The sequence below is a fragment of the Mesorhizobium bavaricum genome, assembly GCF_056781655.1.
On record NZ_CM165566.1, the window covers coordinates 3,177,824 to 3,199,714 of the forward strand.

16 protein-coding genes are annotated in these 21,891 nt (G+C 65.9%); 12 read left to right on the forward strand and 4 right to left on the reverse strand.

The window, feature by feature from the left end; genetic code table 11:
* Window positions 1-56: 56 nt before the first annotated feature.
* From AC1RZR_RS15530 to AC1RZR_RS15575, 10 genes are all read left to right on the forward strand, one after another.
* A complete protein-coding gene (locus AC1RZR_RS15530) occupies window positions 57-275 on the forward strand; it encodes a hypothetical protein (RefSeq protein ID WP_481828853.1) in 219 nt (72 codons plus the stop codon).
* On the forward strand, window positions 256-1,413 hold the full coding sequence (locus AC1RZR_RS15535; protein ID WP_481828854.1) for an efflux RND transporter periplasmic adaptor subunit: 1,158 nt from the start codon (window positions 256-258) through the stop codon (window positions 1,411-1,413). The genes AC1RZR_RS15530 and AC1RZR_RS15535 overlap by 20 nt, the downstream gene beginning before the upstream one ends.
* A complete protein-coding gene (locus AC1RZR_RS15540) occupies window positions 1,410-4,553 on the forward strand; it encodes an efflux RND transporter permease subunit (RefSeq protein ID WP_481828855.1) in 3,144 nt (1,047 codons plus the stop codon). Before AC1RZR_RS15535 ends, AC1RZR_RS15540 begins: the two co-directional genes overlap by 4 nt.
* Complete coding sequence (locus AC1RZR_RS15545; protein WP_481828856.1) at window positions 4,537-5,829, forward strand: efflux RND transporter periplasmic adaptor subunit; 1,293 nt, start codon at window positions 4,537-4,539, stop codon at window positions 5,827-5,829. The genes AC1RZR_RS15540 and AC1RZR_RS15545 overlap by 17 nt, the downstream gene beginning before the upstream one ends.
* 4 nt (window positions 5,830-5,833) lie before the next feature.
* Window positions 5,834-8,989, forward strand: a complete 3,156-nt coding sequence (locus AC1RZR_RS15550) for an efflux RND transporter permease subunit (protein ID WP_481828857.1) — start codon at window positions 5,834-5,836, stop codon at window positions 8,987-8,989.
* Between the two features lie 10 nt (window positions 8,990-8,999).
* On the forward strand, window positions 9,000-10,493 hold the full coding sequence (locus AC1RZR_RS15555; protein WP_481828858.1) for an efflux transporter outer membrane subunit: 1,494 nt from the start codon (window positions 9,000-9,002) through the stop codon (window positions 10,491-10,493).
* 127 nt (window positions 10,494-10,620) lie between these two features.
* On the forward strand, window positions 10,621-11,706 hold the full coding sequence (locus AC1RZR_RS15560) for a sensor histidine kinase (protein WP_477278505.1): 1,086 nt from the start codon (window positions 10,621-10,623) through the stop codon (window positions 11,704-11,706).
* Window positions 11,707-11,846: 140 nt separating this feature from the next.
* Window positions 11,847-12,728: an EamA family transporter gene (locus tag AC1RZR_RS15565; protein WP_481828859.1), complete on the forward strand. Its 882-nt coding sequence runs from the start codon at window positions 11,847-11,849 to the stop codon at window positions 12,726-12,728.
* 207 nt (window positions 12,729-12,935) lie between these two features.
* Complete coding sequence (locus tag AC1RZR_RS15570; RefSeq protein WP_481828860.1) at window positions 12,936-14,309, forward strand: NfeD family protein; 1,374 nt, start codon at window positions 12,936-12,938, stop codon at window positions 14,307-14,309.
* Window positions 14,306-15,064: a slipin family protein gene (locus tag AC1RZR_RS15575; protein WP_481828861.1), complete on the forward strand. Its 759-nt coding sequence runs from the start codon at window positions 14,306-14,308 to the stop codon at window positions 15,062-15,064. Before AC1RZR_RS15570 ends, AC1RZR_RS15575 begins: the two co-directional genes overlap by 4 nt.
* 42 nt (window positions 15,065-15,106) lie before the next feature.
* Here the strand turns inward: AC1RZR_RS15575 and AC1RZR_RS15580 are convergent, their stop codons facing one another.
* Window positions 15,107-16,036 (reverse strand): LysR family transcriptional regulator, encoded by a 930-nt coding sequence (locus tag AC1RZR_RS15580; RefSeq protein WP_481828862.1) that lies wholly within the window; start codon window positions 16,034-16,036, stop codon window positions 15,107-15,109.
* A 97-nt stretch (window positions 16,037-16,133) separates the two neighbouring features.
* Between AC1RZR_RS15580 and AC1RZR_RS15585 the strand changes: the two genes are divergently transcribed.
* The gene (locus tag AC1RZR_RS15585) at window positions 16,134-17,144 is read left to right on the forward strand and encodes a zinc-dependent alcohol dehydrogenase family protein (protein WP_481828863.1); all 1,011 of its coding nucleotides are present in this window, start codon (window positions 16,134-16,136) and stop codon (window positions 17,142-17,144) included.
* 78 nt (window positions 17,145-17,222) lie between these two features.
* On the opposite strand, the gene AC1RZR_RS15590 is transcribed toward AC1RZR_RS15585, so the two are convergent.
* Genes AC1RZR_RS15590 through AC1RZR_RS15600 form a run of 3 tightly spaced genes read right to left on the reverse strand, consistent with a single transcriptional unit; the run spans window position 17,223 to window position 20,973 of the window.
* Entirely contained in the window at window positions 17,223-19,517 is a 2,295-nt protein-coding gene (locus tag AC1RZR_RS15590; protein WP_481828864.1) for a xanthine dehydrogenase family protein molybdopterin-binding subunit, read from the reverse strand.
* On the reverse strand, window positions 19,514-20,497 hold the full coding sequence (locus AC1RZR_RS15595; protein ID WP_481828865.1) for an FAD binding domain-containing protein: 984 nt from the start codon (window positions 20,495-20,497) through the stop codon (window positions 19,514-19,516). The genes AC1RZR_RS15590 and AC1RZR_RS15595 overlap by 4 nt, the downstream gene beginning before the upstream one ends.
* The gene (locus AC1RZR_RS15600; RefSeq protein WP_481828866.1) at window positions 20,494-20,973 is read right to left on the reverse strand and encodes a (2Fe-2S)-binding protein; all 480 of its coding nucleotides are present in this window, start codon (window positions 20,971-20,973) and stop codon (window positions 20,494-20,496) included. Before AC1RZR_RS15600 ends, AC1RZR_RS15595 begins: the two co-directional genes overlap by 4 nt.
* A gap of 222 nt (window positions 20,974-21,195) precedes the next feature.
* On the opposite strand from AC1RZR_RS15600, the gene AC1RZR_RS15605 reads away from it, so the two are divergent.
* Window positions 21,196-21,807, forward strand: coding sequence for a TetR/AcrR family transcriptional regulator (locus AC1RZR_RS15605; protein ID WP_477278514.1), 612 nt, complete (start codon window positions 21,196-21,198; stop codon window positions 21,805-21,807).
* Window positions 21,808-21,891: the final 84 nt, after the last annotated feature.

Below are 21,891 nucleotides of genomic sequence, written 5' to 3' on the forward strand. Positions count from 1 at the left end.
GTTTCTTTGCGCGATGGCGGTCGCCATCCGATCGTTCAAATCATGGAATGGAAGCAATGTGGGAAGCCATCATGATGCTGCGGCTGATCGCATCGGTCGGCCCGAACTTGTCGCTCGGCCATGCCGCTCGCGTCAATCATGCGGCGATGCCGCCGGCCCTGCCGGTCGACACGCTGAAGGGCGCGATCCGCCTGAGCTTCGCCGCCTGGCGCCTGTCGCTTCCGCTTTCGGAACGATCCAACAGCCATGGAAATCATGACCGCAAGATCGCGTAAGACATATCTTGCCCTGGCGGCGGTGCTGATCGCCCTGGGCGCCATGGCGGCGCTGAGCGCCTATGGCCGCGCGACAGTCGATCCCGCCGCGCAGGCGGTGGCGGCGCCGCGCGCCGCGACCTTGACGGTTTCGGTCGAAAAGGTGCGGTCCGAGGCAATTGCCTCATCGATCAGCGCCACGGGTACCATTGCCGCCTGGCAGGAGGCCACGATCGGCGCCGAGGCATCGGGCCTGAAATTGACCGAGGTGCTCGTCTCTGAAGGCGACCATGTCCGGGCGGGCGATGTTGTCGCGCGGCTGGACGCCTTGCTGCTGAATGCGCAAGTGGCCGAGCAGAATGCCGCCGTTGTGCAGGCCCAGGCGACGCTCGATGCGGCCCAATCCGCCGCCGCCCGCGCCGACAAATTGCTGGTGAGCAAGGCGATCAGCATCGAGACGGCGGAAGAGAAAGCGACCGCGGTCAAGACCGACAAGGCGCAGGTCGAGCAGGCGAAGGCCGTCGCCCAGAAATTACAGGCGGAGCTCGATCAAACCACCATCCGGGCGCCCTTCGACGGCATCGTCTCAAGCAGGCCTGCCGTTGCGGGCTCGATCGTTCAGGCCGGCACGGAAGTGATGAAGATCATCCGTGACGGCAGGCTGGAGGTCGGCGTCCTGGTTGCCGAGAAAGACTTGGCCGCAGTTTCGGTTGGTCAGATGGCAAATGTCATCGATGCTGCTGGTCGCAGCAGCAAGGGCCAGGTTTCGTCGATCGCCGAGACGGTCAATTCGACCACGCGGCTTGCCACCGTCTACGTCTCGTTGCGCGAGGGGTCTGGCCTTCGGCCGGGCATGTTCGCTCGCGTGGAGATAGCGACCGCGGCTTCGCGGCAGCTGAGTGTCGCCGAGGCCGCCCTTGTCTGGCAGGATGGCAAGCCGGCGGTCTTCGTGGTCGACGCGGCCGGCAAGGTCGATGCGCGCCCGGTTGCAACCGGTGCGCGCCAGAATGGGCGGGTCGCGGTCTCCAGCGGCCTGTCGCAAGGCGACAGTGTCGTCGTCGCCGGCGCCGGTTTTCTGAACGATGGCAATCTCGTGCGCGTCGCCACCAGCGAGGCGGATGCCGGCGATACCGCGGCTGCCAGGGAGATCGCCCGATGAACGCGATTTCCTCCTGGTCGATCCGCAACCCGGTGCCGACCATCGTGCTGTTCCTGTCGCTGACCATCGCCGGCCTTTACGGCTTCACCAAGCTGCGCACCAACAACATGCCCGACATCGACCTGCCGATGGTCACCGTCACGGTTTCGCAGTCGGGTGCCGCACCCAGCGAAATGGAAGTGCAGGTCGCGCGGGTTATCGAGAACGCCGTGGCGACGCTCGAAGGCGTCGACGATGTCTCGACCTCGATCAGCGAAGGCTCTTCCGTCACATCGGTCGAGTTCACGCTCGACACCAATCCCGAGACGGCCGCCAATGACGTCCGCAATGCGGTCTCCGGCGTGCAATCCAGTCTGCCGGCCGCGGCCCAGGCGCCGGTCGTGGCAAAGGTCAACGCAACAGGCAATTCGGTGCTGACCTATGTGGTCGAGGCACCCACCATGTCTCCCGATACGCTGAGCTGGTACATCGACAACGACGTCGCCAAGGCGATGCTCGGTGTCGACGGCGTGTCCAAGATCACCCGATCGGGCGGGGTCGACCGGGTCATCCGGGTCGAGCTCGATCCCGATCGGCTGGCCGCGCTCGGCATCAGTGCCGGCGATGTCAGCCAGACGCTCGCTGCCAACAACGTCAACCAGCCTGGCGGCCGCACCGCCATCGGCGGACAGGAGCAGTCGGTCAGAACGCTGGCCAGTGCCTCGACCGTCGAGGCGCTGGCCGACACCCGCATCGCGCTGTCGGGCGCCGGCGACGTCAAGCTTTCCGATCTCGGCACGGTGGTCGACAGTTGGGAAAAGCCACGCCAGGCCGCCTATCTCGATGGCAAGCAGGTCGTTGCCTTCAACATCTACAGGTCCGTCGGCTCGAGCGAGATCGACGTGGTCAAGGCCGCGCGCGCCGCGATCGCCGACATCGACGCCAAGACCGCAGCGGCGAAATTCACCGAGGTCACTTCGTCCTCCGGCTTCGTGCAGGAAAGCTACGATGCCGCGTTCGAAGCGCTGTGGCTCGGCGCGCTGCTTGCCATCGGCGTCGTCTGGCTGTTCCTGCGAGACCTCAGGGCCACACTGGTGTCGGCGGTCGCCATGCCGCTGTCGCTGATCCCGACCTTCGCGGTGATGGCGGCGTTCGACATCTCGCTCAACAACATCACCTTGCTGGCTCTGTCGCTGGTCGTCGGCATTCTGGTCGACGACGCCATCGTCGAGATCGAGAACATCGTGCGCCATATGCGCCAGACCGGCAGCAGCGTCTATCAGGCGGCGATCGAGGCCGCCGACGAGATCGGGCTGGCCGTGGTGGCGACCACCGCGACCATCGTCGCCGTCTTCCTGCCGGTCGCCTTCATGTCCGGCATTCCTGGAAAATTCTTCTTCTCGTTTGCCGTTGCCGTCTGCGTGTCGGTGCTGTTCTCGTTGCTGGTCGCGCGCATGCTGACGCCGTTGATGGGCGCCTATCTGGTGCGCGCCGGCGGCCACAGCGAGGACGACATGCCGGCCTGGGTGCCGACCTATCTCTGGCTGCTGCGCAAGGCGCTCGACCACCGCTGGATCACGCTCGTCACCGGCATCACCTTCTTCGCCGGTTCGATGGCGCTGGCGACAAAGCTGCCGACGGAATTCATGGCGGCGGCCGATCGCGGCCGCTCGGTGATATCAGTCGAACTGCAGCCGGGATCGACCATCGAACAGACGGCGGCCGTGGTGCAGCAGATCACCAGCCGCCTCAAGGGCGAGCCTGCGGTCGACAGCGTCTTTGCCACCATCGGCACGGCGGCCACGTCCGGCGGCGGACCGAACCCCGGTTCGACGTCGGCAGAGGTGCGCAGCGCCAATGTCACTGTCAATCTGAAGCCGCGCGCTGAGCGCAAGGTCAGCCAGCAGCAATTCGAGGCCGAAACCTCACCCAGGCTCAACGATATTCCCGGCGCGCGCATCCAGTTCGGTGCCGATGGTTTTTCGGGTGCCAAGGTGTCCATTACGCTGGTCGGCGACAATGGCGATGCGCTGCAGAAAGCCAGCGATGCACTGATCGACCAGATGAAGTTGGTCCCGGGTCTCAGCAATCCGACCTCGACAGCGGCAACGACCAAGCCGGAGTTGATCGTGCGCCCGGACAGTGCGAAAGCCGCCCAACTCGGCATCACGCCGACCGAGATCGCCGATACGGTGAAGATCGCCACCATCGGCGATACCGACACCAGCCTGCCGAAATTCAACCTTGGCGACCGCCAGGTTTCGATCGTCGTCACACTGCCCGACGGCGCCATCGACGACCCGGCGAAACTCGCCGTCCTGCCGCTGACCGGCAGCAAGGGCACGGTACCGCTCGGCGCGGTCGCCGACATCAGCTTCAGCGCCGGGCCCAACAGCATCGCGCGGGTGGAGCGCAGCCGCAGCGCCACGATCGAAGCAAATCTTTCCGGCATCACGCTCGGTGAAGCAACCACGGCCATCCGCGCTCTGCCGGCGATGCAAAATCTGCCAGAAGGTGTCCACGAACTGGCACGCGGCGACGCCGCCCGCATGCAGGAACTGTTTTCGGGCTTCGCCACCGCGATCGCCGCCGGCATCCTGCTGATGTACCTGACGCTGGTCCTGCTGTTCCGCAGCTTCGTGCAGCCGGTGACCATCCTGGTCGCGCTGCCGCTCTCGGTCGGTGGCGCGCTCGGTTTCATGCTGGTCACCGGCAAGGCGCTTGGCATATCGCCGCTGATCGGCATACTGATGCTGATGGGCATCGCGGCCAAGAACTCGATCCTGCTGGTGGAGTACGCGCTGGTGGCGGAGAAGGAGCGCGGCATGAGCCGTTTCGAGGCACTGCTCGACGCTGCCCGCAAGCGGGCGCGGCCAATCGTCATGACATCGATCGCGATGGGCGCGGGCATGCTGCCGATTGCGCTCGGCATCGGCGCCGACGCCGAGACACGGGCGCCGATGGCGATCGCCGTGATCGGCGGCCTGATCTCCTCGACCGTGCTCAGCCTCATCTACGTGCCGGTCGTCTACACCTTCATGGACGACATCCAGCGCTTCCTCGGCCGGCATCTCGGCCGGCTCCTGGTTGAACGATCCGATGCCCTGGCGGCGACCGCAACTCCAGCGAAAGATCATCAAGGCCATGCCTATCAAGCCTAGTCAGCCTGCTTTGTCGGCCAAGCAACGCCGGCTCGTGCCCTGGGCGGCAATGTTCGCCGCCACCGTTCTTCTGGCGGCCTGTTCGCAGGAGGCAAGCAAGGCGCCCGCCGGCATGGGCGCGGCCGGCAAGCCCGAGGTCGGCGTCGTCACCCTGCATCCGCAATCGGTGGCGATCACCGCCGAACTGCCGGGGCGTACGACAGCCTCGCTGACCGCGGATGTGCGTCCGCAGGTGAACGGCATCATCCAGGCGCGGCTGTTCAAGGAAGGCAGCGAGGTGGTGGTCGGGCAGCCGCTGTACCTCATTGATCCGGCAAGCTACCAGGCAGCCTACGACAGTGCGAAAGCGGCCCAGCAGAAGGCGGAAGCGGCGGTTCCGACCGCGCAGGCGAAGTTCGACCGCTATGCCGGCCTGCTGAAGCAGAACGTTGTTTCCAAACAAGATTATGACGATGCCGCCGCCACGCTGGCACAGGCCAACGCGGATGTGGCGTCGGCCAAGGCCAGCGTCGAGACGGCGCGCATCAACCTCGACTACACCAAGATCACCGCGCCGATCGCCGGCCGCATCGACAAGTCCTCGCTGACGCCCGGAGCGCTGGTCACCGCCAACCAAGATACCTTGCTCACCACCATCCGCGCGCTCGATCCGATCAATGTCGATGTCACGCAATCGAGCACCAATTTGCTCAATTTGCGCCAAGCCATCAATGAAGGTCGGCTGAAGTTCAGCGGCCCCAATGTCAGCGTCAAGCTGAAGCTCGAGAACGGCACCATCTATACGCAGACCGGCAAGCTGGAATTCGCCGGTGCCAATGTCGACCAGTCCACCGGAACCTTCGCGCTGCGGGCCGAGTTCCCCAATCCCGACCGCCTGCTTCTGCCCGGCATGTATGTGCGGGCGCTGGTCGAGGAGGGTGTCGCCCAGAACAGCTTCCTGGTGCCGCAGCGCGCCGTCAGCCGCAACACCAAGGGTGAGGCCACCGCGATGGTCATCAACGCGCAGGGCAAGGTCGAGACGCGCGTGCTCGCGGTCCGCAACAGCGTCGGCAACAACTGGCTGGTCGATTCCGGTGTTGGCGACGGCGACCGCGTCATCGTCGAGGGCATGCAGCTCGTGCGCGCTGGTGGCGATGCCACGGGTGTCGAAGTGACGATCGACGAGACGACCGGCGAGGTCAAGGACCGCGCTCAGACCTCCTCAGTGCCGGCGCCATCGTCCACGGTGGCCGACAGCGGCCAAAAACCGGCGCAAGGCGCCTCGACCGGGAACTGAGGCGATGTCCGCATTCTTCATCAACCGGCCAATCTTCGCCTGGGTGATCGCCATCGTGATCATGCTGGGCGGCCTTTTGGCTCTCAACACGCTGCCGATTTCGCAGTATCCGCAGATTGCGCCGACCACGGTCAACATCAGCGCGACCTATCCCGGCGCCGATGCACAGACAGTCGAGAACTCGGTCACCAAGGTCATCGAACAAGGCATGACCGGCATCGACAATCTCGACTATATGACGGCGACCTCGACCTCGACCGGTTCGGCTTCGATCACGCTGACCTTTACCACCGCAGCCGATCCCGACACCGCCCAGGTGCAGACGCAGAACAAGCTGCAGCTGGTGCAGTCGCAACTGCCGCAGGTGGTGCAGAGCAACGGCATCACCGTCTCCAAATCCTCGACCGGCTTCCTGATGGTCATCGGCTTCGTCTCCAGCGACGGCAAGATGAACTCGAGCGATCTTGCCGACTATGTCGACAGCACCATCAACGACACGCTGAAGCGCGTCGAAGGTGTCGGCTCGACGCAGCTGTTCGGCTCCAGCTATGCCATGCGTGTCTGGCTCGATCCGGACAAGCTCGCCAAATATGCCCTGATGCCGAGCGACGTGGCTGCCGCGATTGAGGCGCAGAACACGCAGGTTTCGGCCGGCCAGCTCGGCGGCATGCCGCAACGCAAGGGCCAGCAGCTCAATGCAACGGTGACGGCCAAGAGCCGGCTGCAGACCGCCGAACAGTTCCGCAACATCATCCTGAAGAGCACGACGGACGGCTCGCTGGTGCGCCTCAACGACGTCGCCACCGTAGAGCTCGGCGCCGAAAGCTATACGACGGCCGCCAGATACAACGGCCAGCCGGCTGCCGGCGTCGCCGTCAACCTGGCGACCGGCGCCAACGCCATCAGCACCGCCGAGGCGGTGCGCACGACGATCAACCGCCTGAGCTCGACCTTCCCGCAAGGGGTCGAGGTCGTCTACCCCTACGACACCTCGCCCTTCGTGCGGCTGTCGATCGAGGAGGTGGTCAAGACGCTGGCCGAAGCGATCGTGCTGGTGTTCCTGGTGATGTTCATCTTCCTGCAGAACCTGCGCGCCACGATGATCCCGACGATTGCCGTGCCGGTGGTGCTGCTCGGCACGTTCGGTGTGCTGTCGCTGTTCGGCTATTCCGTGAACACACTGACCATGTTCGCCATGGTGCTGGCCATCGGCCTGCTCGTCGACGACGCCATCGTCGTCGTCGAGAATGTCGAGCGCGTGATGCAGGAGGAAAAGCTGTCGCCGAAAGAGGCGACGCGCAAATCGATGACCGAAATCACCGGTGCGCTGGTCGGCATCGCCACCGTGCTTTCGGCGGTGTTCGTGCCGATGGCTTTCTTCGGCGGTTCGACCGGCATCATCTACCGGCAATTCTCGGTGACCATCGTCTCGGCGATGGTGCTGTCGGTGCTCGTCGCGCTGGTGCTGACGCCCGCACTTTGCGCCACCATCCTGCGGCCAGCCAAGGACCATGCGACGCAGACGGGTCCGTTCGGCTGGTTCAACCGTGTCTTCGACCGCGGCACCACCGCCTACCGCGACGGTTCGCACGGCATCATCAACCGGTCGTGGCGCTTCCTCGCCGTCTTCCTGGCCATCGTCATTGCCATGGGCTGGATGTTTGCCCGGCTGCCGAGTTCCTTCCTGCCGGAAGAGGATCAGGGCATCCTGATCACCAGCGTGTCGCTACCGGTCGGCGCGACGCAGGACCGCACCGAGCGGGTGCTGGCGCAAGTGACCGACCACTATCTCAAGGACGAAAAGGACGCCGTCGAAGGGGTCTTCACCGCCTCCGGCTTCGGCTTCGGCGGCGCCGGGCAGAATGTCGGTATTGCGTTCGTGCCGTTGAAGGATTTCGCCAAACGCAAATCGCCGGCCCTGGCGGCGCAAGCGGTTGCCGGCCGCGCCATGGGGGCGTTCTCCAAGATCAGGGATGCGCAGGTCTTCGCGCTTGCGCCTCCCGCGATCCAGGGCTTCGGCAACACCAACGGCTTCGATTTCTACCTGCAGGACATCAATGGCGCCGGCCATGATGCGCTGATCCAGACGCGCAACCAGCTTTTGGGCCTCGCGGCGCAGAGCAAGGTGCTCGCCAACACAAGGCCCAACGGCCAGGAAGACCAGCCGCAATTCTCGATCGACATCGACCAGGAAAAGGCCAGCGCGCTGGGCGTCAGCCTCGCCGACATCAACAACACGCTCTCGACCGCCTGGGGCAGCGATTATGTCAACGACTTCATCGATCGCGGCCGGGTGAAGCCGGTGTATCTGCAGGCGGACGCGAACTTCCGCATGCAGCCGGAAGACCTGGACAAATGGCAGGTCCGCAATGCCAGCGGCGCCATGGTGCCGTTCTCGGCCTTCGCCTCCAGCCACTGGACATTCGGCTCACCCAGGCTTGAGCGCTACAATGGTTCGGCGGCGGTCGAGATCCAGGGCGCGGCGGCCACCGGCATCAGCTCGGGTGCCGCGATGGACGAGATCGACAGGCTGGTGGCGCAGCTGCCCGTCGGCTATTCCCACGAATGGACCGGGCTGTCGCACCAGGAGCGCCTTTCCGGCAACCAGGCGCTGTCGCTCTACGCGATCTCGGCGCTGGTCGTGTTCCTGTGCCTGGCAGCACTCTATGAAAGCTGGTCGATCCCGTTCGCGGTCATGCTCGCGGTGCCGATCGGCATCTTCGGCGCGCTGCTGGCGGCAAGCCTGTTCGGCCAGACCAACGACGTCTATTTCAAGGTCGGGCTGCTGACCACGATCGGTCTCGCGGCCAAGAACGCCATCCTCATCGTCGAGTTCGCCATCGAGCGGCAGGCGGCAGGCATGGGTCTTGTCGAGGCGACGCTGGAGGCGGCGCGACAAAGGCTTCGGCCGATCCTGATGACATCACTGGCCTTCATCCTCGGCGTGACGCCGCTGGCGATCGCCAGCGGCGCGGGTTCGGGCGCGCAGAACTCCGTCGGCATCGGCGTGATGGGCGGCATGATCGCGGCAACCGTGATCGGCGTGTTCCTGGTGCCGCTGCTGTTCGTCACGGTGCGCCGCATCTTCAAGGGCAAGGCGGCGAAACTGGATACTGGGCAGGATACGGGCGAGACGCCAGCAACAGCCAACCAGCAATAAGGGTTTTCACATGACAGGTTTCGAACGTGGCTCGGTGGCCGCGAGGCACCTCCTTGCGCCTATGCTCTCCGCCGCCTTGCTCGCCGGATGCGTCGTCGGTCCGGATTATCAGACGCCGATCCTGCCGATGCCGGCAAATTGGAGCGGCCAGAAGCCGGCCAAGCCCGCGCAGCCGGCACAATTGTCGAGATGGTGGCAGCGGTTGCGTGATCCCGTGCTGAACACGCTTGTCGACGAAGCGGTTGCCGGCAATCTCGACGTCGCCACCGCCAAGGCCAAGATCCGCGAGGCGCGCGCCAGCTATCGCCAGAGCGTCGGCACATTGCTGCCCTCGGTGGACGGCTCCGGCTCGGTCACCCGCAACAAGTCGGCCGTGGCGACGTCAGGCTCGAGCGCCATCTACAGCGAATACCAGGCCGGCTTCGATGCCAGCTGGGAACTCGACCTGTTCGGCGCCAACCACAGGGGCGTCGAGGCCGCACGCTATGGACTGGACGCTTCCGAGGAGGAGCTGCGCTCGACGCTGCTGACCCTGGTCGGCGATGTCGCATCCTATTATGCCCAGGCGCGCGGCTATCAGGCCCGCATCGCGCTCGCCAGGCGCTCGGCCACATCGCAGAGGCAGACCGCCGAACTCACCCGCACCATGGCGCTGGCTGGCACGGCCACCGCCGCCGATGTCGCCAAGGCGATGGGGCAGGCGAGCAGCACCGAAGCCGCGGTTCCGACGCTGGAAGCAAGCTATGCCGAGGCCGTGCATCGTATCTCGGTGCTGACGGGCCGCCCGCCGGCCGCGCTCAGCGAGCGGCTGAAGCGCGGCGCGCCGATTCCGACGCCGCGCCTGCCGATGCCGATCGGGATACCGGCCGACATCCTGCTGTCGCGCCCCGACGTGCGCATGGCGGAACGGCAATACGCGCAATACACCGCCAGGATCGGCCAGGCCGAGGCGGCGCGCTATCCCTCGGTCAGCCTGACGGGAGACATCAGCACGGCGGCCCTGAAACTCGGCGATCTCGGCAAGAATTCGTCGATCGGCTGGTCGTTCGGGCCGACGCTCAGCGTGCCGCTGTTCAATGCCGGCCAGCTGCAGGCGGCCGTCGAGGTCGCCAAGGCGCAGCGCGATCAATATTTCATCGCCTACCGGTCGTCGGTGCTGACGGCGCTCGAGGATGTGGAGAATGCGCTCGTGCTGTTGGCGCAGGAGCGCATCAGGATCGGCAAGCTTGCCGCTTCGGCGAAATCCTATGGCGAGGCGGCAAGCCTCGAAGGCACGCTCTACAAGGCCGGCGAGACAGGCCTCCTCGATGTGCTCGACGCCCAACGGTCGCTTTATTCGGCGGAGGACGCGCTGCTGCAAAGCCGTGTCCTGCTGGCGACCAATTACATCGCCCTCAACAAGGCACTCGGCGGCGGCTGGGACGGCACGGTCGACAGTGCGAAGCCGGAGATCATCGACGTCAAGACCGGCCCGCGGCTGGCGTCGAAGCTGGCGGTGCCCTGATCGGTTCGCGAGGCCTCGACTTCGAGACGGCTACGCGGCGCGTGAAAGGCCGCCTCCAGCTTTGGCGATGGCGGGCTGGCCGCATCGCTGATATTGATGGCGCCTACGTACAGCACAGGCGCCGCAGATGACATCCGATACACAGAAGGCCGAAGCGGTCGAGCAGTTGCTCGAAACGCCGGACCTTGCCAGCGCGCTGGAAAGCGAACAGTTCAAGAAATTCCTCGACCAGGTACCGATCGCCATTGCCGTTTCGGACCTGGGTTCGAAGGAGCGCGTCGTCTATGCCAATCCGGAATTCGAGAAACTGTCCGGTCTCAAGGCGGCGAAGCTCGCCCGGGAACACTGGGCGGCGCTTTCCGGCACCGGCCTGCACCAGCAGAAGGATCGGGCGCTCTTCGAGGCGGTCGTAGAGGAGACTGATTTCGTCGGCACGTTCCGGCTGGAGCGGACAGAAGACCAACCGGCGATCGTCGACGTCTATTCCAACGTCATCGAGGACGACAATGGCAAGGTCTGCTTCCGGTTGGTGGCGCTGGTCGACGTCTCGGCCCATGGCGAGACGGAGGATGCGCGCTCGATCGACGAGCGCATCCGCGAGAAGGACACGCTGTTGCGCGAACTGCAGCACCGGGTGAAGAACAATCTGCAGATGATCACCGCGCTGATCCGCCTCGAAACCCGCAACGCGGCCGAGCCGGACCAGAAGCGTTTCGAGAGGCTGGCGGGGCGCGTCGACGCGCTGGCGATCCTCTACCAGACGCTGTCGGGCGACGATGACAAGGATGAAGTCGATCTCGGCGTCTATCTCAGCCAGATCGCGTCGGCGGTGATGAACTCGCACGCGGTCGAGGGCATCCGCCTCGACATGAAGGTCGACACCTATCCGGTATCGATCAACGTCGCCATGCCGACCGGGCTGGTGGTGAACGAGCTTTTGACCAATGCGCTCAAGCATGCCTTCCAGGGGCGCGACGGCGGCACGATCACGCTGCACAGCATCGTCGATGGCGATGGCTGCCGCATCGTCGTCGCCGATGACGGCATCGGCCTGCCGGAAGGCGAGACATGGCCCAAGCGCGGCAAGCTCGGCGCGCTGATCGCCCGCTCGCTGACCGAGAATGCCAAGGCGGAATTCGAGGTGAATTCGAGCGCCAGCGAGGGCACGAGGGTCACCATCGTCTTCAAGCGTTCGGTCGCGTCCGCCGCTTAGCGATGCCTGGCTGACTTTCGAACCGCTGATGCCGGCCCTTGCCCCAGCCGACAGTCCGCCCTGCCTCACGACAGGCGGGCCGGGTGCCCGTATTCGGCATCAATGCGGCCTAATGCGCGCGGCAGGGAGGACGGACCAAAGTGACATCGACGCCGGTTGCCCGTCGCGAAGCGGCGCCTTTGCCGATCGCGGCACTCATGGGCGCCATGGTGTCGATCCAGATCGGCGCCACCTTCGCCAAGGGCCTGTTCCCGCTGATCGGCGCGCAGGGAACGACGACGCTGAGGCTCGTCGTCGGCGCGCTGATGCTGATCGCGGTGCTGCGGCCGTGGCAGATGCGGCCGTCGCGCGCCACCATGCCGTGGCTGATCGCCTATGGCGTGACGCTGTGCGCGCTCAACCTTCTGTTCTATGCCGCGCTCGCGACCATTCCGCTCGGCATCGCGGTGGCGCTGGAGTTTTCCGGTCCGCTTCTCGTGGCGACCTTGACCTCGCGGCGCGCCGGCGACTTTGCCTGGATCGCGCTCGCCATTGCGGGCATCGTGCTGTTGTCGCCCTTCGTTCATTCGCTGCAGCCACTTGATCCGACCGGGGTGATGCTGGCGCTGGCGGCCGGCGGCTTCTGGGCGCTCTACATCGTGCTCGCCCAGAAGGCGGGCGCCGAACTCGGCTCGCGCACCACCGCCTACGGCATGGCCATCGCCGCCGTCCTGGTGCTGCCCTTCGGCGTGGCGCAGGCAGGAACCGCGCTGGTCGCGCCATCGATCCTGACCAGCGCGCTGCTGGTCGGGCTGTTCTCCAGCGCGCTGCCGTTCTGGCTGGAGATGGTGGCGCTGACCAGGATGCCGGCCCGCATCTACGGCACGCTGACCTGCCTGGAGCCGGGGCTGGGCGCGCTGATGGGTTTTCTGTTCCTGCATGAGAGCCTGACAGCGCCGCAACTGGCCGGCATCGCCGCCGTGATTGCCGCCGCCTTCGGTGCGGCGCTGACATCGCGGCCGCCGGTGCCGTCGCCGGAGTAGATTTTCCAGAGACCACAGTTGCCGGACGAGCCCGGCCGGCCTGGCGAGGTCGGGCGCATGTCTGCGCGTATTTGCTCTTGCGCCCTTCTGGCCTGCCGGCCATCTCCCCGACAGGGCGATTGCGCGCTCAGCCTCGTTCCTCGACGTGAGCTCCCCTCATGGACTTCGCCAAAATACAACCCATATTGAATCCATGGAGCTTTGAGCGTGACCTTCGCGCGGGTGGCCCTTCTTGCCGCGGCTTTCGTCGCCGCAGCTGTCTTTTCTCGCTTCTCTTCGGCCGGGAGCGAGAGGGTTGCGCTGAGCGTCGCCATTGACGGCGCCATCGGGCCGGCAAGCACCAGGCAGCTCGAGGAAGCGCTTGAAGCAGCCGCCAAGCGGGGCGCCGAAGTTCTCATCCTTCAGCTCGATACCCCCGGCGGGCTGGTCACCTCCATGCGCGAGATGATCGCCGATATCCTCGCTTCACCGGTGCCCGTCATCGGCTATGTCGCGCCGGCCGGTGGCCATGCCGCCAGCGCCGGAACCTATATCCTCTACGCCACCCATGTCGCGGCAATGGCGCCCGGCACCAATCTGGGCGCCGCGACGCCAGTCGAGATGGGCGGCCTGCCGTCGCTTCCAGGCGGCGAGAAGGACAAGGGCGACCAGAAGGACGCCACCGGGCGGCCGGCGGGCGACGCGATGATGGCCAAGGTGACCAATGACGCGGTTGCCTTGATCCGCTCGCTCGCGGAATTGCGTGGGCGCAATGGCGACTGGGGCGAGAAAGCCGTGCGCGAAGCGGCGAGCCTTTCGGCCAATGCGGCGCTGCAGGAACATGTGATCGACTTCGTCGCCCACGACACCACGGAGTTGTTGCAACTGGCCGATGGGCGGACCGTCGATGTAGCAGGCAGGAAAGTGGTCCTGGCGACCAAAGGGCTGCCGGTCGAGACGCTGGAACCCGGCTGGTTCATCCGGCTTCTCTCCGTCATCACCGATCCGAACGTCGCCATCATCCTGATGCTGGTCGGCGTCTACGCCATCATCTTCGAGTTCACCAGCCCCGGCGCGGTGGCGCCCGGCGTCATCGGGACCATCTGCCTCGTGCTTGGGCTCTATGCGCTCAATCTCCTGCCGATCAATTATGCCGGCCTCGCCCTGATGCTGCTCGGCGTCGCCTTCCTCGTCGTCGAGGCGTTCAATCCCACCGTGGTGCTTGGACTCGGCGGCGTGGCCGCCTTTCTGCTTGGCGCCACCGTGCTGCTCAAGACCCAAGGTCCGGGCTTCGCCGTGTCATGGGCCGTCATCGGTCCCGCCGCCGCGCTGACGCTTGGGCTGGCGCTGCTGACGGGGACCTATGTCTGGGCGGCGCGCAAGAGCCTGCCGCGTGTCGGCGGTGAGGCCATGCGCGGACTGTCGGCCCAGATTCTCGACTGGCAGGGCGGCGAGGGCCATGTGCTTGCCCAGGGCGAGCGCTGGCGGGCGAAGGCCGACGAACCCATCGCACCCGGCGACAGCGTCGAGGTGACCGACATCAGCGATCTCGTGCTGACGGTGCGGCGGCGCGACGCCGGAAGGAATGGAGCAAAAAAATGAGCATCGGTTACGTGGCCTATCTGTTGCTTGCGCTGGTGGTGGTCATGTTCCTGTCCGCGGCCATTCGCATTCTCAGGGAATATCAGCGCGGTGTGGTCTTCACGCTCGGCCGCTTCACCGGGGTCAAGGGTCCCGGTCTCATCATCCTCGTCCCCTTCATCCAGCAGATGGTCAAGGTCGATCTGCGGGTGGTGGTGCAGGATGTGCCGCCGCAGGACGTGATTTCGCGCGACAACGTCTCTGTGAAGGTCAACGCGGTGCTCTATTTCCGCATCGTCGACGCCGAACGGGCGATCATCCAGGTCGAGGACTTCATGGCCGCCACCAACCAACTGGCGCAGACCACGCTGCGTTCGGTGCTCGGCAAGCACGAACTCGACGAAATGCTGTCCGAGCGCGACAAGCTCAACAGCGATATCCAGGAGATCCTCGACCAGCGCACCGATGCCTGGGGCATCAAGGTCTCCAATGTCGAGATCAAGCATGTCGACCTGAACGAGAGCATGATCCGCGCCATCGCCAAGCAGGCCGAGGCCGAGCGGCTGCGCCGCGCCAAGGTGATCAACGCCGATGGCGAGCAGCAGGCGGCGGCGAAACTGGTCGAGGCGGGCAAGATGCTGGCCGCCGAGCCGCAAGCCATGCAACTGCGCTATTTCGAGGCCCTGCACGACATCGCCGGCGAGCGCTCGTCCACGGTGGTGTTCCCGCTGCCGGTGGATCTGCTCAGCCAGTTCATGAAGCAGCAGGGGAAGTAGCGGAGGAGCGCGTAATCCCCCCTTTGTGAGGAGACCGGCGCTTCACCGCCGCCAGGGCGGCTCCGGCGCGAAGCGCTTGGCGATCCAGTCGGCGAAGGCGCGGGTCTTGGCGGCTTGTCCCTTGGCGGAGGGCGTGACGACATAGACCGCGCCTTCGTCGGCCAGCGTCCAGTCCTCCAGGATCGGCACCAGCCGGCCGTCGGCAAGCTCGCGGCCAACCAGCCAGTCGGTGCTCATCATCAGGCCGACGCCTTGCACGGCGGCCTCGACCAGCACCTCGGCATCGTCGGAGACCAACGGTCCGGAAACCTCGACGCGCACGCGCCGGCCCTCGCGGTCGATCATCTCCAAGGCCGGAAAGGTCTGGAAGCCGCTGAAGCCCAGGCAGGAATGTTCGAGCAGCGCCTGCGGTGTCTGAGGCCTGCCCCTTCGGGCGAGGTAGGAGGGGGCGGCGCAGAGCAGGCGGCGCCGCGTCGCTACCTTGCGCGCCACCAGGCGCGAATCCTCCAGCGCGCCGAGCCGCACGGCGACGTCGAAATTCTCGGCGACCAGATCGGCGAAGCGATTGGAGAATTCGGCCTCGATGCGGACATCGGGAAATTCGGCAAGGAATTGAGGCAGCAGCGGCCCGATCCACATGCGCCCGAACGTGCCGGGCAGCGCCAGCCTGAGCAGGCCGCGCGGGCCGCCGCCGGCATGTGCCGACGCGGCGGCCTCGGCCTCGTCGACGGAGGCGAGGATGGTGCGCACCCGCACCAGGAATTCGGCACCGGCTGCCGTCAACGACACGCTGCGCGTCGTGCGATGGAGCAGCCTGACGCCCAGCCGCTCCTCCAGCGATTGCAGGCGCCGCGACAGGATGGTCGCGTCGCGCCCGACACGCGCTGCCGCCCTGGTGAAGGAACGCGCCTCGGCGATGGCCGCGAAGGCCGCCATTTCGGCAAGGGCCGCTAGTTCGTGTGATTGCTGCATGATTCGCAGTACTCAAATGCAAAAGGCAAGGATTATCCAGAGATAGCGCAGCAGCTAGGTTCACTCAACCCATCAATCGTCCCACCGGAGTGAAACCATGAAAGCCATCGAACTGAGCCAACCCAGGCTGGACGCCTTCCGCGCCGCCACCATTGCCACCCCCGAACCGCAGCGTGGCGAGGTGCTGATCCGCCAGCGCGCGGCGAGCCTCAATTTCGTCGATGTCGCGGTGGCGAGCGGCAATTATCCCGGACCGAGCTTTCCGCTCATCCCCGTCGCCGACGGCGCCGGCGAGATCGTCGCGCTGGGTGAGGGCGTTACGAGATTCGCAGTCGGTGATCGCGTCGTCGCCCATGCCAAGCCGCGCTGGATCGGTGGCCGGCCGCGGCCTTACGAGATGACGCAGATGCGCGGCATCTCGCTGCCGGGGTCACTGGCCGAATATGTCGCGCTGCCGGCCAATTCGGTCGTGCCGGTCCCAGCGCCTCTCTCCTTCGAGGCGGCGTCGACACTGCCAATCGCCGGCACCACCGCCTGGAACGCCATCCGCGCCGCCGATGTCGGGCCGGGCTCCGTCGTCGTGCTGCTCGGCACCGGCGGCGTCTCGATCTTCACCCTGCAGCTTGCGAAAGCCGCCGGCGCCACCGTCATCATCACCTCGTCGTCGGACGAGAAGCTGGAGCGGGCGAAGGCACTCGGTGCCGATCATCTCATCAACTACCGCGCGACGCCCGACTGGGACGGCAAGGTGCTGGAGCTGACCGGCGGCCTCGGCGCCGACCTCGTCGTCGAGACCGGCGGCTCCGCCACCTTCGCCCGCGCCATCAACGCCACCGCGCCCGGCGGCACGCTGTTCACCATCGGCTTCGTCACCGGCGCCGAGGCCACGGTCAATCTGCTGCCGATCATCATCAAGGCGCTGAAGGTGGTCGGCAACAACACCGGATCGGTGTCCGACCTTCAGGACGCCGCCCGCGCCATCGGTGCGGCTGGGATCGAGCCGGTTGTCGACAAGGTGTTTTCACCGAACGAAGCGGCCGAAGCCTACACCCACATGGCCGCCGGCGGCCTGCACTTCGGCAAGCTGGTGTTCGGCTTGGCGTGGTAGGGAAGGGGCAGACGCTGGAGATTGACGAGGCGGGGGTGATGGCCATCCCCCCTCAAAGGGGAGATGGCAGGTTCACTTCTAGATCAGTTTCTCCAGTGTGATCGGCAGGTCGCGCACCCGCTTTCCCGTGGCGTGGAAGACCGCGTTGGCGATTGCCGGTGCGACGCCGACAATGGCGAGCTCACCGACGCCCTTGCCGCCAAGCACCGAGGAGTGCAGGTCGGGGATGCCGACCGAGATCACCTCGATATCGGGAATGTCGGCATTGGTCGGCACCAGATAGTCGGCGAGGTTGTTGTTGACGATGCGGCCGTGGCGGCGGTCCATGATGCCTTCTTCGAGCAGCGCCTGGCCGATGCCCATGATGATGCCGCCCTTCCACTGGCTTTCGGCGAGTTTGGGATTGTAGAGCCGACCGGAATCCAGCGCCGATACCACGCGGGACACGCGCACCGTGCCGAAATCCTCGTCGACGCGCACCTCGATGAAATGCGCGCACCAGCTGTGGCGGGAATAGTCGCCCTCGGTGTGCGGCAGCGCCATGGCGATGGTGGTGTAGTTCTTGTAGCGATCCTGCGCCGTCGAGTTGGCCGGCATGGTGTCGCCGGTGGCCTCGATGTGGTCGCGGCCGACGCTCGCCAGCAGTTCGGCGATCGAGAGATCGGGACCGTCGCCGCGCGGCGATGAAATACGGCCGTTGGCGACGACCAGCGTGTTGGCCTGCAGTGCGTGGAAAGGCGAGCGCGGATCGCTGATCGCCAGCCCGACCAACTGGTCGAGCGCCGCGGTTGCCGCCTTGTAGACGGCGCCGGTCATGACGCCGGCGAGCCGCGACCCGCCGGCGACGCCGGCGCGGGGGAAGCGGGAGTCGCCCAGCTTCACCACGACATTCTCGGCCGGCACCCCGACTGTCTCGGCGGCGGTCTGTGCCAGGATCGTGTAGGTGCCCTGGCCCATGTCGATCGAGGAGCTTTCGACCTCGACCGAGCCATCGGCGAGGATGCGCACGATCGCCTCGCCATAGGCGCGCCGCACCGGATAGGTGCCGGCGGCGACACCCCAGCCGATCAGCTGGTTGCCGTCACGCATCGAGCGTGGTTCGGGCCTGCGCTTGGCCCAGCCGAAGCGTTCTGCACCTGCAGCAAAGGCCTCGCGCAACTGCCTGGTCGACCAGGCTTTTTTGGCGTGCGGATCCTGCTCGGCATAGTTTCTCAGGCGGATCTCGAGCGGATCGATGCCGACCTCGTAGGCGAGTTCGTCGATGGCACTTTCGATGCCGAAGGCCGAGGGGTTTTCGCCCGGCGCGCGCATGGCGCCCGGCACCACCGAATTCACCCGCACGACATTCTGCTTCGACGAGAAATTCGGCGTCGCGTACATGATCGAGGTGACCGATCCCAGCGGCTCGACCCACATGCCTTCGATCGACGTTTCATTGATGCCGCGATGCACGATCGACTGGATTTTTCCGTCCGCGTCGGCGCCGATCGTCACCGTCTGGCGTGTCGCGGCGCGTCCGCCATAGCCGGTGAAGGTTTGTGGCCGGGTCATCACCAGCCTCACCGGCCGGCCGAGCATTTTCGCTGCACACGCTGCCACCGCGCCATGGCTGAGCGCCAGTGCCTTGGAGCCGAAGCCACCACCGATATAGGGCGAGACCAGCCGCACATTCTCGAACGGCACGCCGAACCATTCGGCATAGGTGCGGGCCATGCCGTCCAGCCACTGGCTCGGCTCCCACACGGTGAGCTTGTCGCCTTGCCAGTGCGCGATGAGGCCATGCGGCTCCATCGGTGCCTGGTATTCGCGCGGCGTGTTGTAGGCGGCGCAGATCCTGACCGAGGCCGAGGCGAAGGCCGCATGGGCGTCGCCCCATTCCTTGGTCATGGCGTCGATCGGAATGCCGTCACCGGCCTTGGCATCGCTGAGGTCGACGATGGAAGGGGTCTCGTCATAGCTGACCTTGACCAGTGCCGCGGCGGCGACCGCCTGTTCGAAGGTTTCCGCGACCACGGCAGCGACATGCTGGCCCGAGAAGGTGATGTCGCGCGCCAGCGGGCAATAGGGCGCATCGGGCGGCGGCGTGCCGAACCAGTCCGAGGCGGTCCTCAGGCTGATGATGGTGTCCGGCGTCAACACCTTGAGCATGCCGGGCGCTGCTTCGGCCGCTGCGGTATCGATCGAGCGCACCTTGCCTGATGCAATCGTGCTTTCGACCAGCACGGCGTAAGCGAGCCCTTCGAGTTGCTGCTCGACGGCATATTTCGCCGAGCCCGTGATCTTCGCCGGGCCGTCGACGCGCGACAACCGGCCGCCAATGGCGTCGGCGCCGCCATCGGACGCATCACCATGTCTCATGTTGTGAACGGTCATGCCGTTTCTCCCATTTTTAGGATGGCGCGGGCGACGACGCGCGGCGCCAGTTCGATCTTGTAGTGGTTGACGCCATGGTCGACGGCGCCTTCGACGGCGAGCAGGCTGGCGGCGCGGACGGCGTCCGGCTCCAGCACCTTGCCTTTCAGCGCCTCTTCCACGGCCCGCGCCCGCCACGGTTTGGTCGCGACGCCGCCGAGCGCCACGCGCAAGTCCCGGATGGTGCGTCCGTCGGCCTCGAATTCGATGCCGACAGCAGCACTTGCCGCGGCAAACTCGTAGGATTGCCGGTCGCGGATCTTCAGATAGGTCGAACGCCGCGCGGCGGCGGAGCCGGGGATCTCGATCGCGGTGATCATTTCGCCCGGTTCGATCGCGTGTTCCCTGTCGGGCGTGGTGCCGGGCAAGAGAAAGAAGTCGTCGACCGAAACCCGGCGCTCGCCGAGATGGGCGATCGCGTCGAAAGCGACCAAGGCCACGGCCAGGTCACCCGGATACATGGCGATGCAGGCGTCGCTGGTACCGAGCACCGCGTGTCCTCTTGTGACGCCGCCGAGCGCCGAACAGCCGCTGCCGGGTTCCCGCTTGTTGCAGGCAGGGAAATTCGAGGGATCGCGGAAATAGGGACAGCGCGTGCGCTGCATCAGGTTGCCGCCGATGGTCGCCATGTTGCGGATCTGCGCCGAAGCCGCCTGCCACAGCGCTTCGGAGACGGCGGGGAAGCGGCGCTTGATGTCGGCGTGGTCGGCGACATGACCCATCTTGGCCAGTGCGCCGATGGTGGCGCCGCGCTCGCTCACGTCGATCGTGGCCAGCCCCTTGAGATGGGTGATGTCGACCAGGCTGTCGGGCTCGGCGACGCCGCATTTGGCGAGATCGACGAGTGTGGTGCCGCCGGCAAGCAGCATGGCGCCGGGCAGGGCGGCTGCCTGGCGTGCCGCCTCGACCGACGTGGCGCGCAGGTACGAAAAATCCCTCATGATGCGACCTCCAGGGCTGCCTGGCGGACAGCGGCGACGATGTGCGGATAGGCGCCGCAGCGGCAGAGATTGCCGGCCATGTATTCGCGGATTTCGTCGTCGGAGCCGGCATGGCCCTCGCGGATGCAGGCGACCGCCGACATGATCTGGCCGGGCGTGCAATAGCCGCACTGGAAGGCGTCCTGCTCGAGGAAGGCAGCCTGCACGGGATGCAGTTCACCCTCCCGTGCAAGCCCCTCTATGGTGGTGACGGTGCGGCCCTCGGCCTGCGCGGCCAGCGTCAGGCAGGCGAGCACGCGCTCACCGTCGACATGCACGGTGCAGGCACCGCACTGGCCGTGGTCGCAGCCTTTCTTGGTGCCGGTCAGTCCGAGCCGGTCGCGCAGGGCATCGAGCAGCGTGACGCGCGGCTCGAGTTGCAGGGAGTGGCGATGGCCGTTGATGTCGAGATGGACGGGAATTGATGTTTTGGTCATGGGCGTCTGGCTCCAGTTGCTTGACGCGGATGGGGATGATTTGGTGCCGGGGCAGGCGAGGGCAAGGGCGTCAGAAGATGGCGGGGCGGTTCGAAAGACGTGACATACCGGTTCCCCTTCTTATATGATGAAGGCACTCCACTAAAGCGGAGGCGCCTCCGTTTATTACGTGGGGGTTGACCCGGCCGGGTTCAAGCCCCTGACACAACGTGGAGAAAAAAAGTGGCTGCCGAGCCGTCCACCATCGCTGAAGAGGTCGCAGAGACCAAGCCGCTGCGCGCCGACGCGCAGCGCAACCGCGACCGGCTGGTCGAGGTGGCGGCCGCCGTCTTTGCCGAGCGTGGCATCGACGCATCGCTGGAAGAGATCGCGCGCCGCGCCGGCGTCGGCATCGGAACGCTCTACCGGCATTTTCCGACGCGCGAGCATCTGGTCGAGGTGGTCTACCGGCGCGAGGCGGAAGGGTTGTGCGCGGCTGCCGGCGAACTCGCCGGAAAGCATCCCTCCGATGTCGCGCTGGAGCAGTGGATGCAGCGCTTCGTCGACTATATCGCCACCAAGCGCGGCCTGGCGACCAGCCTGCGCATCCTGCTCACCACCAATTCGACGCTGTTTTCCGACACGTCGGGACGGGTGTCGCAGGCCCTGCGGCAACTCGTCGAGGCGGCGGTGGCCGACGGCACCATCCGCGGCGACGTCGACGCTTCCGATGTGCTGCACGCGCTGTCCGGCATCTACTCGGCCCCCGATACCCCGGAATGGCGCGACCGCTCGCGCCGGCTGGTGTCGCTGCTGATGGACGGGTTGCGGTTCGGGGCGGGGAAGGCGCGGTGAGGGCGACTTGATATCGACCCTGCAACAGCAGGCTTGTTCAGTGACCTGTTGGACTCTGTCCATGCCAGGAACGGCCATTCATGA

Coding starts and splice junctions, on each gene's coding strand:
- AC1RZR_RS15530 (WP_481828853.1), top strand. CDS start 57: ATGTGGGAAGCCATCATGATGCTGCGGCTGATCGCATCGGTCGGCCCG.
- AC1RZR_RS15535 (WP_481828854.1), top strand. CDS start 256: ATGACCGCAAGATCGCGTAAGACATATCTTGCCCTGGCGGCGGTGCTG.
- AC1RZR_RS15540 (WP_481828855.1), top strand. CDS start 1,410: ATGAACGCGATTTCCTCCTGGTCGATCCGCAACCCGGTGCCGACCATC.
- AC1RZR_RS15545 (WP_481828856.1), top strand. CDS start 4,537: ATGCCTATCAAGCCTAGTCAGCCTGCTTTGTCGGCCAAGCAACGCCGG.
- AC1RZR_RS15550 (WP_481828857.1), top strand. CDS start 5,834: ATGTCCGCATTCTTCATCAACCGGCCAATCTTCGCCTGGGTGATCGCC.
- AC1RZR_RS15555 (WP_481828858.1), top strand. CDS start 9,000: ATGACAGGTTTCGAACGTGGCTCGGTGGCCGCGAGGCACCTCCTTGCG.
- AC1RZR_RS15560 (WP_477278505.1), top strand. CDS start 10,621: ATGACATCCGATACACAGAAGGCCGAAGCGGTCGAGCAGTTGCTCGAA.
- AC1RZR_RS15575 (WP_481828861.1), top strand. CDS start 14,306: ATGAGCATCGGTTACGTGGCCTATCTGTTGCTTGCGCTGGTGGTGGTC.
- AC1RZR_RS15580 (WP_481828862.1), bottom strand. CDS start 16,036: ATGCAGCAATCACACGAACTAGCGGCCCTTGCCGAAATGGCGGCCTTC.
- AC1RZR_RS15585 (WP_481828863.1), top strand. CDS start 16,134: ATGAAAGCCATCGAACTGAGCCAACCCAGGCTGGACGCCTTCCGCGCC.
- AC1RZR_RS15590 (WP_481828864.1), bottom strand. CDS start 19,517: ATGACCGTTCACAACATGAGACATGGTGATGCGTCCGATGGCGGCGCC.
- AC1RZR_RS15595 (WP_481828865.1), bottom strand. CDS start 20,497: ATGAGGGATTTTTCGTACCTGCGCGCCACGTCGGTCGAGGCGGCACGC.
- AC1RZR_RS15600 (WP_481828866.1), bottom strand. CDS start 20,973: ATGACCAAAACATCAATTCCCGTCCATCTCGACATCAACGGCCATCGC.